Source organism: Pseudoxanthomonas sp. UTMC 1351, from assembly GCF_040948865.1.
Lineage (GTDB): Bacteria > Pseudomonadota > Gammaproteobacteria > Xanthomonadales > Xanthomonadaceae > Pseudoxanthomonas_A.
On sequence record NZ_JAVGJT010000009.1, the window covers coordinates 247764 to 261948 of the forward strand.

13 protein-coding genes are annotated in these 14185 nt (G+C 63.4%); 10 read left to right on the forward strand and 3 right to left on the reverse strand.

Annotated features, from left to right (window positions below):
- Positions 1-2 precede the first annotated feature (2 nt).
- Together AB6O04_RS08330 and putA are read right to left on the reverse strand one after the other, a co-directional pair.
- Entirely contained in the window at positions 3-992 is a 990-nt protein-coding gene (locus AB6O04_RS08330) for an SMP-30/gluconolactonase/LRE family protein (protein WP_368563381.1), read from the reverse strand.
- 236 nt (positions 993-1228) lie between these two features.
- Positions 1229-4495, reverse strand: coding sequence for a bifunctional proline dehydrogenase/L-glutamate gamma-semialdehyde dehydrogenase PutA (gene putA / locus AB6O04_RS08335; protein WP_368563382.1), 3267 nt, complete (start codon positions 4493-4495; stop codon positions 1229-1231).
- A 135-nt stretch (positions 4496-4630) separates the two neighbouring features.
- Between putA and AB6O04_RS08340 the strand changes: the two genes are divergently transcribed.
- From AB6O04_RS08340 to AB6O04_RS08365, 6 genes are read left to right on the forward strand one after another with little or no spacing between them, the layout of a single operon-like run.
- Positions 4631-5125 (forward strand): DUF2244 domain-containing protein, encoded by a 495-nt coding sequence (locus AB6O04_RS08340; protein ID WP_368563383.1) that lies wholly within the window; start codon positions 4631-4633, stop codon positions 5123-5125.
- 18 nt (positions 5126-5143) lie between these two features.
- Positions 5144-6100: a cytochrome c oxidase subunit II gene (gene coxB / locus AB6O04_RS08345; RefSeq protein WP_368563384.1), complete on the forward strand. Its 957-nt coding sequence runs from the start codon at positions 5144-5146 to the stop codon at positions 6098-6100.
- A gap of 32 nt (positions 6101-6132) precedes the next feature.
- Positions 6133-7746, forward strand: coding sequence for a cytochrome c oxidase subunit I (gene ctaD / locus AB6O04_RS08350; protein WP_368563385.1), 1614 nt, complete (start codon positions 6133-6135; stop codon positions 7744-7746).
- A 22-nt stretch (positions 7747-7768) separates the two neighbouring features.
- Entirely contained in the window at positions 7769-7903 is a 135-nt protein-coding gene (locus AB6O04_RS08355; RefSeq protein WP_368563386.1) for a hypothetical protein, read from the forward strand.
- On the forward strand, positions 7900-8529 hold the full coding sequence (locus tag AB6O04_RS08360) for a cytochrome c oxidase assembly protein (protein ID WP_368563387.1): 630 nt from the start codon (positions 7900-7902) through the stop codon (positions 8527-8529). Before AB6O04_RS08355 ends, AB6O04_RS08360 begins: the two co-directional genes overlap by 4 nt.
- Before the next feature lie 29 nt (positions 8530-8558).
- Positions 8559-9437 (forward strand): cytochrome c oxidase subunit 3, encoded by an 879-nt coding sequence (locus AB6O04_RS08365; protein WP_368563388.1) that lies wholly within the window; start codon positions 8559-8561, stop codon positions 9435-9437.
- A gap of 153 nt (positions 9438-9590) precedes the next feature.
- Here the strand turns inward: AB6O04_RS08365 and AB6O04_RS08370 are convergent, their stop codons facing one another.
- Positions 9591-9809: a twin transmembrane helix small protein gene (locus tag AB6O04_RS08370; protein ID WP_337343512.1), complete on the reverse strand. Its 219-nt coding sequence runs from the start codon at positions 9807-9809 to the stop codon at positions 9591-9593.
- Positions 9810-9988: 179 nt separating this feature from the next.
- Between AB6O04_RS08370 and AB6O04_RS08375 the strand changes: the two genes are divergently transcribed.
- The 4 genes from AB6O04_RS08375 (at position 9989) to AB6O04_RS08390 (ending at position 13974) form a co-directional block, all read left to right on the forward strand.
- Positions 9989-10717, forward strand: a complete 729-nt coding sequence (locus AB6O04_RS08375) for an SURF1 family protein (protein WP_368563389.1) — start codon at positions 9989-9991, stop codon at positions 10715-10717.
- 28 nt (positions 10718-10745) lie between these two features.
- Positions 10746-11318, forward strand: a complete 573-nt coding sequence (locus AB6O04_RS08380) for a hypothetical protein (protein WP_368563390.1) — start codon at positions 10746-10748, stop codon at positions 11316-11318.
- A gap of 320 nt (positions 11319-11638) precedes the next feature.
- Positions 11639-12808: a heme A synthase gene (locus AB6O04_RS08385; protein ID WP_368563391.1), complete on the forward strand. Its 1170-nt coding sequence runs from the start codon at positions 11639-11641 to the stop codon at positions 12806-12808.
- A gap of 245 nt (positions 12809-13053) precedes the next feature.
- Entirely contained in the window at positions 13054-13974 is a 921-nt protein-coding gene (locus AB6O04_RS08390) for a heme o synthase (RefSeq protein ID WP_368563392.1), read from the forward strand.
- Positions 13975-14185: the final 211 nt, after the last annotated feature.

Below are 14185 nucleotides of genomic sequence, written 5' to 3' on the forward strand. Positions count from 1 at the left end.
CCTCAGTAAGGCAACCCCGCCACATTCAACTCCACCGACCACAATGCACCGGCGCCGGTGAGATAGAGCGTCTTCATCGCCGGTCCGCCGAAGGCGGCGTTGGTGATATTGGCGTCCACCTTGATGCTTGCCAGTTCGGCGCCGGAAGGCGACAGCACACGCACGCGGCGCTGGTTGTGCTCGGTGAGGTAGAGGTTACCCAGGCAATCCACGGCCAAACCATCGGGGACCGATGTCTTCGTCAGATCGACGCCTTTTCCAGGTACGCCATTGGTCAATGGATAGGCGCGTAGCACGCCGTTATCTCCGCCGCCTGCGACGTACAGCACATCTCCCGCCGGTGAGAGCGCAATGCCATTGGGATTGGCGATGCTGTCGTCGACCACGCTGACTTCGCCAGCCGCGTAGCGATAGACGCGCGTGAGGTCCTGTCCGCCAAGCGAGGCGGAGCGCTGGAAATCCGGGTCGGTGAAATAGATCGTGCCGTCCTGGGCAATGACCAGATCGTTAGGCGAGTTGAACGCGTTGTTCTGATACTGGCCGACGATCCGCTCGCGCGAGCGATGCGTGACGTCGTAACGCGAAAGTTCTTTGCGGTCGTGGGTGGCCGCGACGATGCGCCCTTGCGGATCCAGCGCCAGGCCGTTGCTGCCGCTGTTGATGATCGCCGTTTCCACTCGATCAGGCGGAGTAAAGCGTTGGATGCGCGAACGGAACTGTGGGCCGAGGACGAAGTCGCTGTAGTACAGCGATCCCTCGCGCCAGACCGGTCCTTCGTACAGCCGTGGCTTATCGTCGGCCGGTTGTGCCGCGCTGATCCGTTGCGCCGTCATTTCCCCATTGGGTGCCGTTCCCGGGTCAGCGGGGCAATACGGCGATGTGCTGCGCGCGACTGGCGCTTGGTCGGGAGGAGATGCAGCGTCCTCGCCTTGGCCGCAACCCGCCAGCGATGCCAGGACCGCCACGCACAATGCCGAACGCCATGTCTTCATTCGCTTCCCCATCTCAGGATGATCGCAAGCGTACTTCAATCCAGCGCCGACAACAGACGGGCGGTTTGCCGCCACCAAATAAACCCCGCCGGAGCGGGGTTCTTGGAGGGTGTTCGCGATGTCTCCGAGCAGCGTACAGCGGAGCTTGCTCCGCTGCTTTTTTGCATACGGACGCCGGACACGGTCAGCGGAGCAAGCTCCGCTCTACGTGAGCAGGGGTCGATTGGAGCGGGGGGTCAGTCGCCGAGCGTCAGCAACGAGGCATTCCCCCCGGCAGCCGTCGTATTGACGGTGACGGTTTTTTCGGTAGCGAAGCGCGGAAGATAATGCGGGCCGCCGGCCTTGGGACCGGTGCCGGACAAGCCCTGGCCGCCGAAAGGCTGCACGCCGACCACGGCGCCGATCTGGTTGCGATTGACGTAGATGTTGCCGACCTTGGCGCGGGCGGCGATGCGGTCGATGGTTTCGTCGATGCGCGAATGCACACCCAGCGTCAGGCCATAACCGGTGGCGTTGATCGCGTCGATGACCTGATCCAGTTCATCGGCCTTCCAGCGCACCACATGCAGGGCGGGCCCGAAGATTTCCTTGTCCAGCTGGCTCAGCGACTTCAGCTCCCAGGCGCGCGGTGCAAAGAAGGTGCCGTAGGCGGCCGCCGCGCTATCCACCGGTGCCTGCTTGATCAGGCGCGCTTCGCCCGCCATGCGTGCCGCATGGTCTTCCAGCACCTTCAGCGCATCGGCGTCGATGACCGGGCCCACGTCGGTCGACAACAGACCGGGGTCGCCGACCCTCAGCTCGTCCATCGCGCCGGCCAGCATGGTCATGACCTTGTCGGCGATATCGTCCTGCACGAACAGCACGCGCGCAGCCGAGCAACGCTGGCCGGCGGAGGTGAAGGCCGAACCAATCGCGTCCTTGACCAGTTGTTCCGGCAATGCGGAAGAGTCGGCAATGAAGGCGTTCTGGCCGCCTGTTTCAGCAATCAGCACGCCAATGGCGGCGTCGCGCGCGGCTAGTGCGCGGTTGATGGCGCGGGCGGTGTCGGTGGAACCGGTGAACGCCACGCCCGCGACACGCGGATCCTTGGTCAGCGCGGCGCCGACGGTGGCGCCGTCACCGGGCAGGAACTGCAACACGGCATCGGGCACGCCGGCTTCGTGCAGCAGTTTCACCGCGGCATAGCCGATCAGATTGGTCTGTTCGGCGGGCTTGGCGATCACGCTGTTACCGGCGGCCAGTGCGGCGCCGACCTGCCCCAGGAAGATCGCCAGCGGGAAGTTCCACGGGCTGATGCAGACGAACACGCCGCGGCCATGCATCTGCAGCTCATTGGACTCGCCGGTGGGTCCGGGTAATTTATCCGGCGCGCCAAACGTCGCGCGCGCCTGGCCACCGTAATAGCGCAGGAAATCCACCGCTTCGCGCACTTCAGCCACGCTATCGGGAATGGTCTTGCCGGCTTCCTTCACGCATAGCGCAATGAATTCGGGCATGCGTTGTTCCAGCAGATCGGCCGCGTATTCCAGGATCGTGGCTCGGCTGGCTGCTGGCGTGCGGTCCCAGGCCGGCTGCGCGGCTACTGCGTTCTGCAGCGCTTTTTCCACAATGGCGCTGTCGGCGGGTTGCCACTGACCGACCGTCTGTCGGCGGTCGGCGGGATTGGCGACCGGCACCGTGTTGGTCGACACCACCGCGCCGGGCACCAGCGGTGTGGCATGCCAGCCCTGCCGGCCGGCTTTTTCGACCGCGGCGTTGACCTGTGCGGCAAGCGTGCGCAGCTCCTGATCGTTGGCGAGATTGGCGCCCATGGAGTTCTTCCTGTCTGAGTGCAATATTGAAGCGTGCGATGTTGAAGCTGCCTGGGACCGGAACAGGTCCACCGGCAGCGGAATGCGCGGATGCGGAATGGCGTCGAACGACGACACGGTTTCCACCGGGTCGCGGATCAGGTCCTCGATGGCGACGTCTTCGTCGGTGATGCGGTTGACGAAGCTTGAATTGGCGCCGTTTTCCAGCAGGCGGCGGACCAGGTACGGCAGCAGGTCCTCATGCGAGCCCACAGGTGCGTAGACGCGGCAGGGCACGTCGAGACGATCCTGCGGGGTGACTTCCGCGTACAGGTCGTCGCCCATGCCGTGGAGCTTCTGGAATTCGAAGGCTTTTCCTTCTCCCGGAGGGAGAAGGGATAAGGCGCGGACCGCCGCAATCGTTTGCGCGTTATGCGTGGCGAACATCGGATACAGCGCGTCGATATTGGCGAACATGCGCCGCGCATTGGCGAGGTACGACACGTCGGTGTTCGGCTTGCGGGTGAACACCGGATAGCCCGGATGGCCTTCGATCTGCGCGCGCTTCACTTCCGCATCCCAGTACGCGCCCTTGACCAAGCGTACCGGCATGCGGCGACCGATCCGGCGGGCCAGGTCGGCAAGGAAGTCGATCACGTAGGGCGTGCGCTTCTGATACGCCTGCACGGCCAGGCCGTAGCCTTCCCAGCCATCCAACGACTTGTCGGAGAAAGTGGCTTCGATGAGATCCAGCGACAGCTCCAGGCGGTCGGCTTCTTCGGCATCGATGGTGAAGCCGATGCCGTAGGACTTGGCCAGTTGCGCGAGTTCCAGGATCGCGGGCGCCAGTTCTTGCATCACCCGTGCGTGTTTGGCGTGTTCGTAGCGCGGGTGCAGCGCGGACAGCTTGATGGAGATGCTGGGGGCGGCGAACACGTCGGCGAACGGACCCGTACGGCCGATCGCGTGGATCGCCTTGCGATAGGCCTCCAGATAGCGCGCAGCATCCTTGGACGTCAGCGCGCCTTCGCCCAGCATGTCGAACGAATAGCGATAGTTCGCGTTGTCACCTTTGCGCGAGCGGCCCAGTGCTTCCTCAATGGTGCGCCCCATCACAAACTGGTGGCCCATGATGCGCATCGCCTGGCGCACCGCCAGTCGGATCACCGGTTCGCCCACGCGACCGACCAGACGCTTGAAGGCGCCGCGCACGTCGTAGCGCGTCAGGTCGTTCAGCTGCACCAGCCGCCCGGTCAGCATGAGTCCCCAGGTGGACGCGTTGACCAGCACCGAGTCGCTCTGGCCCATGTGCTTTTCCCAGTCCGCATCGCCCAGCTTGTCGCGGATCAGCTTGTCGGCAGTGTCCTGGTCCGGAATGCGCAGCAGCGCTTCGGCCACGCACATCAGCAGCACGCCTTCCTCGCTGCCCAGGTCGTACTGGCGCATGAAGGCCTCGATGGCGCCTTGATCCTGCGCGCGCGCGCGGACGCGTCGCACCAGGTCCGCGGCCAATGCCTGCGCCTTGGTTTGTTCCTCCGCGGGCAGGCGCGCTTGCGTCAGTAATTCGCGCACATGTTCAGTTTCGTCCCGCATCCAGGCGGCCGTGATGGCCGCGCGCAACGCGCCCGGCGGCGGCGGCAGTTCGGGGGTAATGATGCCTGCGGGCGGGAGCCCGGAAGCTTGATCTGAGTGGGTTTCGGGACGGGAAGTCATCGCTGCCGGCAGGCCAGGGGAAGCCCACTAGTCTATGCCTTCATACCGCTCACGAGAATCTACGAAGCTTGCCGCAATGCGGTGCCGACGCTACCATTTGACGGTTTTCCGCGGCCTCTCAGCGAGGTTGGCGACATGATCGAAGTGGTTCCGTCGATGCCGGATGGGCATGGCGCGCAGCTCAAGCTGCGGCCGCCCCGGGCGCTGACGGCCCATCAGTTCCTGGCGCTGTTCGCCGCGCTGGCGGGAGCGATGTGGTTGGTGGCCATGCTGGGCTGGTGGGCGGGCAATGTCTTCGCACCGGCATTCGCGCTGTTGGATAGCGTGATCGTGGCGGCCGCACTGCGCTGGCTTTGGCGCAGCGGCGAACGTGGTGAGGAAATCACCGTCGGCCCGGATGTGGTGGAGGTGGTGCTGTTGGAAGCACGCCGCACCGCGCCGGTCGGAACGGTTTTCCGGGCGCATCCTTACTGGGTGCGGCTTTGTGTTGAAAAAGGTGGCGAAAGGATTTCGCTGGCTTCCAGCGGTAGGCAGGTCGAGGTAGGTGCTTTCCTCGGTCCGGCCGAACGCAGGGAGTTGGCGGACAAGTTGCAGGATTTACTGGCGGCCGCGAGTGGCCGCAACCGATGACGCATTGGGGTCTAGGCAATGACGCAAGTGAAAGGGTATTGGAAGCGTTTGATGACGGCGTGCATGCTGCTGGCGATGCCGGCGCTGGCGTGGGCGCAGTCGGCAGACCCGAAACGTTGGCAGCTGAACATGGGGCGCGGCGTCACCACGTCCTCCAACCACGCCTACGACGCGCACATGGTGGCGCTGTGGGTGTGCGTGGCCATCGGCATTCTGGTGTTCGGCGCCATGGCCTACGCCATGTTCAAGTTCCGCAAGTCGAAAGGTGCCGTGGCTGCGCAGTTCAGCCATAACACCACCGCGGAGATCATCTGGACGGTGATCCCGGTGCTGATCCTGGTGGTCATGGCCTGGCCGGCCACCGCCAAGCTGATCGCCATGTACGACACCCGCAACTCCGAGATGACCGTCAAGATCACCGGTTACCAGTGGATGTGGAAGTACGAGTATCTGGGCGAAGGGGTTGAGTTCACCAGCCGTATCGATCGCGAGTCCGACCGCATCCGCCAAAGCGGCGAGGTGCCGGATCTGGCCAAGAACCCGCACTACCTGCTGGACGTGGACAACGTGCTGGTGCTGCCCGTCGATACCAAGGTCCGCTTCGTGATCACCGCGGACGATGTGATCCACGCATGGTGGGTACCGGCACTGGGCTGGAAGCAGGACGCCATCCCGGGAATCATCAATGAAGCCTGGGCCGACATTAAGGAGCCGGGCATCTATCGCGGCCAGTGCGCCGAACTGTGCGGCAAGGACCATGGTTTCATGCCGATCGTAGTGAAGGCTGTGCCGAAGCAGGAGTACCAGCAGTGGCTGGCTTCTCGTAAGCCTGCTCCGACCACGGCTCCGGCGCCTGCCGCGGCTCCTGTCGAAGCCGCGCCTGCCACTGAAGCCACCCCGGTTGAAGGCCAGACGGCTCCCGCGCAAGACGCCGCTCCCTCCAACGAAACGCCAGCGCCCCAGGCGCAGGCTTAATCGTCCGCATCAGCTGCAAGAGACTAAAGAACATGGCCTATCCCGCCGTCGATCATCATGACGATCACCACGGTCATCAGCAGAGCTTTGTCGAGCGTTGGTTCTTTTCGACCAACCATAAAGACATCGGTACGCTCTACCTGATCTTCAGCTTCATCATGTTCATCATCGGTGCGGCGATGTCGGTGGTGATCCGCGCTGAGCTGCTCACGCCAGGCCTGCAATTCGTCAACCCTGAGTTCTTCAACCAGATGACGTCGATGCACGCGCTGGTGATGATCTTCGGCGGCGTGATGCCGGCGTTCGTCGGCCTGGGCAACTGGATGATCCCGCTGCAGCTGGGCGCGCCGGACATGGCGCTGCCGCGCATGAACAACTGGTCCTTCTGGATCCTGCCGTTCGCGTTCACCATGCTGCTGCTGACGCTGTTCCTGCCGGGCGGTGCGCCGGCCGGTGGTTGGACGCTGTACCCGCCGCTGTCGCTGCAGGGCGGTTCCAACGTTGCGTTCACCATCTTCGCCATCCACATGATGGGTATCAGCTCCATCATGGGCGCGATCAATATCATCGCCACCGTGCTGAACATGCGCGCGCCGGGCATCGATCTGTTGAAGATGCCGATCTTCTGCTGGACCTGGCTGATCACCGCATTCCTGCTGATCGCGGTGATGCCGGTGCTGGCGGGTGCGGTGACGATGTTGCTGACCGACAAGTTCTTCGGCACCAGCTTCTTCAACGCGGCCGGCGGCGGCGACCCGGTGATGTACCAGCACATCTTCTGGTTCTTCGGTCACCCCGAGGTCTACATCATGATCCTGCCGGCGTTCGGCGTGGTGTCGGAAATCATCCCGACCTTCAGCCGTAAGCCGCTGTTCGGCTATCAGGCCATGGTGTACGCGACCGCTTCGATCGCATTCCTGTCGTTCATCGTGTGGGCGCACCACATGTTCACGGTCGGCATGCCGCTGGGCGGCGAGATCTACTTCATGTTCGCCACCATGCTGATCGCCATCCCGACCGGCGTGAAGGTGTTCAACTGGGTCAGCACCATGTGGAAAGGCTCGTTGAGCTTCGAGACTCCCATGTTGTGGGCGGTGGCCTTCGTCATCCTGTTCACCATCGGCGGCTTCTCCGGCTTGATGCTGGCCATCGTGCCGGCCGACTTCCAATACCACGACACCTATTTCGTCGTGGCGCATTTCCATTACGTGCTGGTCACCGGTGCGCTGTTCTCCATCATCGCCGCGGTGTACTACTGGTGGCCGAAATGGACGGGCCGCATGTACAACGAGTTCTGGGGCAAGTTCCACTTCTGGTGGACGGTGATCTTCGTCAACCTGCTGTTCTTCCCGCAGCACTTCCTGGGACTGGCCGGCATGCCGCGCCGCATCCCGGACTACAACCCAGTGTTCGCGGACTGGAACCTGGTCAGCTCGGTGGGTGCTTTCGGCATGTTCCTGACGCCGTTCATGATGGCGGCCATCCTGTGGAGTTCGTTGCGCAGCGGCGCCAAGGCCGAAGCGCGTGCCTGGGAAAATGCCCGTGGCCTGGAATGGACCGTGCCGTCGCCGGCGCCGCACCACACCTTCAGCACGCCGCCGGTTATTCGCGACGGCGACCTGGCTCACGGCGACGTGACGCACTGATCGTTGTCGCAGGATCGAACCGATGACCTCGCCCGACCGTTCCACTGAAGACGTAGCCCAACGCCGCAAATCGGTGGTGCGCACGGCGTTGGTGGTCGGCGGCTTGGCGGTGGCGATCTACGTGGCCTTCATCCTGTCGGGGGTGTTGAGCACATGAGCGCACCCGCACCCGATAAGCCATCACCTAATAAGCCATCACCTAATAAGCCATCACCTAGTAAAAACAGCGCGGGCCTGTTCAAGCTGGTGGGCGTGTCGCTGGCGGTGTTCGTGCTGACGTTCTCGCTGGTGCCGCTGTACCGCATCGCTTGCGAAAAAGTCTTTGGCATTCGCCTAGAGAAAGGCCCCGGAGCTGCGCAAGTCGTGGCTGGCGAACGCAAGGAGCGCACCGTGACGGTGCAGTTCGATGGCGGCGTCAATTCCAAGCTGCCGTGGGCGTTCCATCCGGAGCAGCTGACCATGCAGGTCGTCCCCGGCGAACTGTACGAAGCGAAATATTTCGCCCGCAACGAGAGCCAGCGCGCCATCGTCGGCAGCGCGGTGCCGTCGGTAGCGCCGGCGCGCGCCTCGGGCTATTTCACCAAGACCGAGTGCTTCTGCTTCACCGCGCAGACGCTGCAAGCTGGCGAAACCCGTGACATGCCGGTGCGCTTTATCGTCGATCCGGACCTGCCGGCCGACGTGAAAACCATCACGCTGTCGTATACCTTCTTCAAGAACGACGCCATGACCGCGCAGATCGGCACGGGCAACGCGTCGACTTCGCCGTTCGCGGCTCCCTGATCAAGCTTTAGGAAACGGAAGACAACGCCATGGCACAAGCCCATTCGCCAGACGCCAACATCTACTTCGTGCCGCATCAGAGCAAGTGGCCGTTCGTGGGCTCCATCGCCATGTTCGTCACCATGCTGGGCGTGGCCAGCTGGCTCAATGACGCTGGCTGGGGCCAGTGGGTGTTCTACGCCGGTATCGTCATGCTGTGCGCCACGTTGTTCATGTGGTTCGGCGACGTGATTCGCGAGTCGATCTCGGGCCATTACAACAAGCAGGTCGACGTATCCTTCCGCATGGGCATGGTGTGGTTCATCTTCTCGGAAGTGATGTTCTTCGGCGCTTTCTTCGGTGCGCTGTTCTATGCCCGTACCTTGTCGCTGCCTTTCCTGGGCGGTGAGGGCGATGGTGTGATGACCCACAGCCTGCTGTGGGAAGGCTTCAGCGCCGCTTGGCCCAGCGCCGGACCGGGCCAGGTAGGCGGCCAGTTCCAGACGATTCCCGCCTGGGGCCTGCCGTTGCTCAATACGCTGATACTGCTGAGCTCGGGCGTGACCATCACCATCGCGCACCATGCGTTGAAGGCCGGCCACCGCAAGCAGCTATTGATCTGGCTGGGCGCCACGGTGCTGCTGGGCGCTACGTTCCTGTTCTACCAGGCGGAGGAATACATCCACGCCTACAAGGAACTGAACCTCACACTCGGTTCCGGCATCTACGGCTCCACCTTCTTCATGCTGACCGGATTCCATGGCGCGCACGTGACGCTGGGCACCATCATGCTGGCGATCATCTGGCTGCGCTGCGCCAAGGGCCATTTCAGCAAGGACGAGCATTTCGGGTTCGAAGCCGTCGCTTGGTATTGGCACTTCGTGGACGTGGTCTGGCTGGGCCTGTTCCTGTTCGTCTACGTGCTGTAAGCGGCAGCGAAGTCGCGCCTCTGGCGCTGGAAAGTCGGTGGCGGTGCCGCCTGTGAAGAGTGAACGGTGCGACAGCCGCCGTCTTACGATTGACAGGCTGCGCAGCAGCCGGCTTTTCCATTTACAGCCCGCGAAGCGGGCGACCTTCCCGACTCAGCCGCCAACGCCATGTGGCTGGATCCAACCCATCTTGATCGATAAGGCAACGATCAGGATCAGTGCCACCGATAGCACGATGCGGCGTGTCAGCGCGTTCACCGTGCGCTTGCTCTGACCTTTGTCGACCAGCAGGTAGTAGAGTCCGGCGCCCAGGTTCCAGACGATCAGGATGAGGAACGCGATGATCATCAGTGTTTTCAGCGAATCGCTCATGGCGTCCTCAAGTTGGGTGTGCGTTGGATGAAGGCATTATCGCAGCGCGGAGGTGAATCCGTTGGCAGCTGCTGGCGGGATGCACAGTGCCAGACCCGCTGTCCTGTCAGAAGCCAGAACGGTTCTTTCGCGCACAGCAGCGTAGCGGAGCACGCCCGATTCCCATCGTGGTGCCTCTCATGAACCGGCGCATGCCGATGTGGCTGGGTTGGTCGCTGGCATTGGCGACCATCGCGCTGTTTTGCGGGCTGGGTCAATGGCAGTTGGGGCGTGCCAAGCAAAAGGAAGCCATGCTGGCAGCATCGCAGAAAGTGCTGACCGAGCGCAGGCCATTGCCGTTGTCGTCCGCTGCCGATGCAGCGCGTGCGCTGGAATACGACTGGACCGCCGGCGAGGGCCGGTTCCTGTCGGGGCCGGCGGTGCTGCTGGACAACCAGATTCGCGAGGGGCGAGTGGGAGTGCGCGCCTATCGGGCTTTCCAGCCGGCAGAAGGGGTGCCGCTACTCGTTGAACTCGGCTGGCTGCCGGTGCCAGGCGACCGCCGTCTGCCTGAAGTAGTGTTGCCCGGTGGAACTCAGGCGTTGCAAGGCTTGCTGGTGCCGCCGCCTTCGGCCGGCATTTCCCGCGCGGCGCCCGTGCGCCAAGCCACTGGAAGTTTGCTCGCCACCGGTTTGGACCTGGAAAGCCTGGCGGCGGCATTGACGTTGCCGACGTTGGCACCGCGTGTGCTCAAGCTGGATCCACAGCTTCCGCTGGGTTACGCACGCGATCTCGATATTCTGCCCAACACCTTGCCCCCGGAGCGCCATCTTGGCTATGCGGTGCAATGGTTCGGACTGGCGCTCGCGGTACTGGTGACGGCGGTGGTGCTGACGCTGCGAGTGCGCATGCGCCAGGACCGGCAATAACCGCCAGCGCATGAGAAAATAGCCGACTATGACTTCCAAATCCCCTGACGCCGCCCGGACCCGCCGCGGGCGCTGGATGCTGGTCGCCTTGTTCGCACTGTTCTTCGGCAGCGTGATAGGTGCCGGTGTCTTGCGCTTTGCCGGCTGGCAACCCGCCGCGCACAAGAATCATGGGGAAATGCTGCAACCACCGATCGATGCGCGTGCCGTGGTGCCTCGTCTCGCGGACGGCAGCGAATATCAGTGGAATCCTTCCGAGCGCATCTGGCGCATCGTTGTCGCGCCTCCGGCCGACTGCGCACAAACCTGCGTCAAGCTCGCCAGCGACCTGGACAAGGTCTGGCGCCTGTTCGGCCACAATGCCGACAAGGTCGAAATTCTCTGGGTTGGCGCGTTGCCAGTGGGTGCGCCCTCACCCGAATCATTGCGTTTGATGCAAGCTGATCAGGCGCTTTTGGCGAAGTTGCCGCAGGTGAACGATCCCGCGGGCGTGCCGGTGTTCGTCATCGATCCGAACGGTTTCGTGATTTTGCGTTATGCGCCCGGCTTCGACCCGGCGAATCTGCGCAGCGATGTTTCCAAGTTGCTGAAACTGATTTAGGGCGTGTCATCAGTTGGGTAGCCGCCAGCGTTGAGTCAGTACGGCCGTCAGGCGGCGTTGCGTGGCGCAGCGCCTGGCCGTCAGAGCCTGCCCTCGCGAAGGCGGGGGTCAAGCCGCGTGGCGCCGGCTGGCGGCCGTACCGGCTCAACCCGGAGGGCCGTGCCGCCGCGCGTCCGGCGCGGTGTCATCGCTCGGGCGTGTATCGGCATACACTTCCTCGCTCTTCCTTGCGCCAAACGCGCGGCGGCACGGCGTGGGCGACTACCCAATTGATGACACGCCCTAGCCCTGGCTGCCGATAAGTTCCTGATGAGTTCTCCATGAGTTCGACCCCACGCCCCGTGCTCTACCGCCATTTCCATCGTCTTGCCTGGCTGGCGGTGGCGCTGACGCTTTGCGTCGTCGTATTCGGCGCATTCGTGCGCCTGTCCGATGCGGGCTTGAGCTGCCCCGACTGGCCCACCTGCTATGGCCGTGCCGCATGGCCGCAGGCGTCGCATGATGTCAGCGACCATGCCGCCAGCGCGATCCGGCCGTTCGAAACGCACAAGGCGTGGCGCGAACAAGTTCATCGTCATCTGGCCGCTTCGCTGGGCGTGCTTGTGCTGATCCTGGCGTTGCTGGCTGCGCGCCAGCGGCGCTTCGGTATCGCGCAGATCATTATTGCGGCCGGGCTGGTGGCGGCCGCGATACCGCTGTACATGCGCGGCGAACACAGCGCCGCTTCCGTACTGGCCATCCTGGGCGAAGCCATCCTGCTGTTCGCCGCGCTGCGCTGGTCGCGCGGAGAAATGGCGTCGGCACCGGTACAAGCGTTGGCGCCTATCGGTGCACTGACACTGAGCGTGATCATCTTCCAGGCCTTGCTGGGCATGTGGACGGTGACTTGGCTGCTGAAGCCGATCGTGGTGATGGGCCATCTGCTGGGCGGGCTGACCACGTTCGCTCTGCTGATCTGGATGGCGTGGCGCGCGACCGACCGTCCCATCACCTTGGCCGATGCTGGGGTGCTGCGCCGATGGACGTTCGTCGGGTTGCTCCTGCTGGCATTACAAATCGCGCTGGGTGGCTGGGTCAGTGCCAATTACGCGGCGCTGTCGTGCGGCCTCGACTTTCCGAAATGCGTGGGGAAATGGTGGCCGCCGACGGATTTCCGCGAAGGCTTCGTGCTGTGGCGTGGCGTCGGCGTGGACTACGAAGGTGGCGTGTTGGATGGCGCTTCGCGCATCGCCATCCAGATGTCGCATCGCATCGTCGCCGTGTTGCTGGCGCTCTATCTGCTGGCGTTGGCCTGGCGCCTGTTCCGCACGCCCGGCATGCGCAGCTGGGCGCTGACGCTGGTGGTGTTGACGGTCACGCAGGTCACGCTGGGCATCCTCAACGTCAAGTTGGCTCTGCCGCTGCATGTGGCAGTGGCGCACAACGCCGGCGCCGCGCTGCTACTGTTCACGCTGGTGTCGCTGTTGGCGCGACTGCGCAGGCCGGGATGAGGACAATGGAAAGCGGGAACGGGGAACAGGGAACCGGGAATGGGTTTGGGTCGGTCGTTGCGTCCGCTCTGATGCAGTGCATCCCTATCGCGCCAAAATCCCGCTGGTGTGGAGGTCCTGCCACTGACGCAAACCGTCATTCCCTGTTCCCCGTTCCCCGTTCCCGCTTCAACCAGGAACAGCGAGCTTCCACCACCGAAGCAAACCATCATTCCCCGTTCCCCGTTCCCGGTTCCCGCCTTTAAATGCCTGCCACTCTCGACCAATACTGGGCACTCACCAAGCCGCGGGTCGTCGCGCTGATCGTGTTCACCGCGCTGGTGGGCATGTTTCTGGCGGTGCCTGGCCTGCCGCCGATGCGTCAGGCGATATTCGGCCTGCTCGGTATCTGGCTGGCGGCTGCGTCAGCCGCCGCGATCAATCATCTGATTGATCAACGTATCGACAAAGTGATGGCGCGCACGGCTCATCGGCCATTGGCAACAGGCGCGCTAAGGCCCATCCAGGTACTGACGTTCGCCGTCATCCTGGGTGTGGTGTCGATGGCCATCCTGGTGGTGCTGGTGAATGTGCTGACGGCGGCGCTGACCTTCGCTTCGCTGATCGGCTACGCCATTATCTATACCGGTTATCTGAAGCGAGCCACCCCGCAGAACATCGTCATCGGCGGCATCGCCGGCGCTGCGCCGCCGCTGTTGGGTTGGGCGGCGGTGACCGGCATGCACAACGAGTGGGATTGGGCGCACGCGCTGTTGCTGGTGCTGATCATTTTCGTGTGGACGCCGCCGCACTTCTGGGCGCTCGCGATATTCCGGCGCGAAGACTATGCGCGCGCGCTGGTGCCGATGCTGCCGGTCACCCACGGCGTTAGCTACACGCGCTGGCAGATCCTGCTCTATACCCTGCTGCTGGTCGTGGCGACGGTGCTGCCGTGGGCGGTTGGCATGAGCGGTCTGTTCTACCTGGGCGGCGCGCTGGTGTTGGGCGCGGTATTCCTGTGGTACGCCTGGAAACTGCTGGACCCGCCGGACGAATTCTTCGCCATGCGCGTATTCAACTACTCCGTGGTTTACCTGATGGCACTGTTCGCTTTTTTGCTAATCGATCATTGGTTGCTGCCGTTCTTGCAACCCGTACCGCTGGTTGAATTTTTGCCGCAGGGCTGAGCGCGCGCTCCTGTAGGAGCGGCGTCCCGCCGCGAGCTCTTCGTTGATGGTTCGGGTAAAAGCAGAAGCAAGAGCAAGAGCTCGCGCCGAGACGGCGCTCCTACGGTCATGACCATTTCGTTCTTGTGTGGGACGTTCGCCTTTGTAGGAGCGGCGTCCCGCCGCGAGCTCTTCCCGTCAGATCTCGATATTCACAGATCCAATAGAAGCG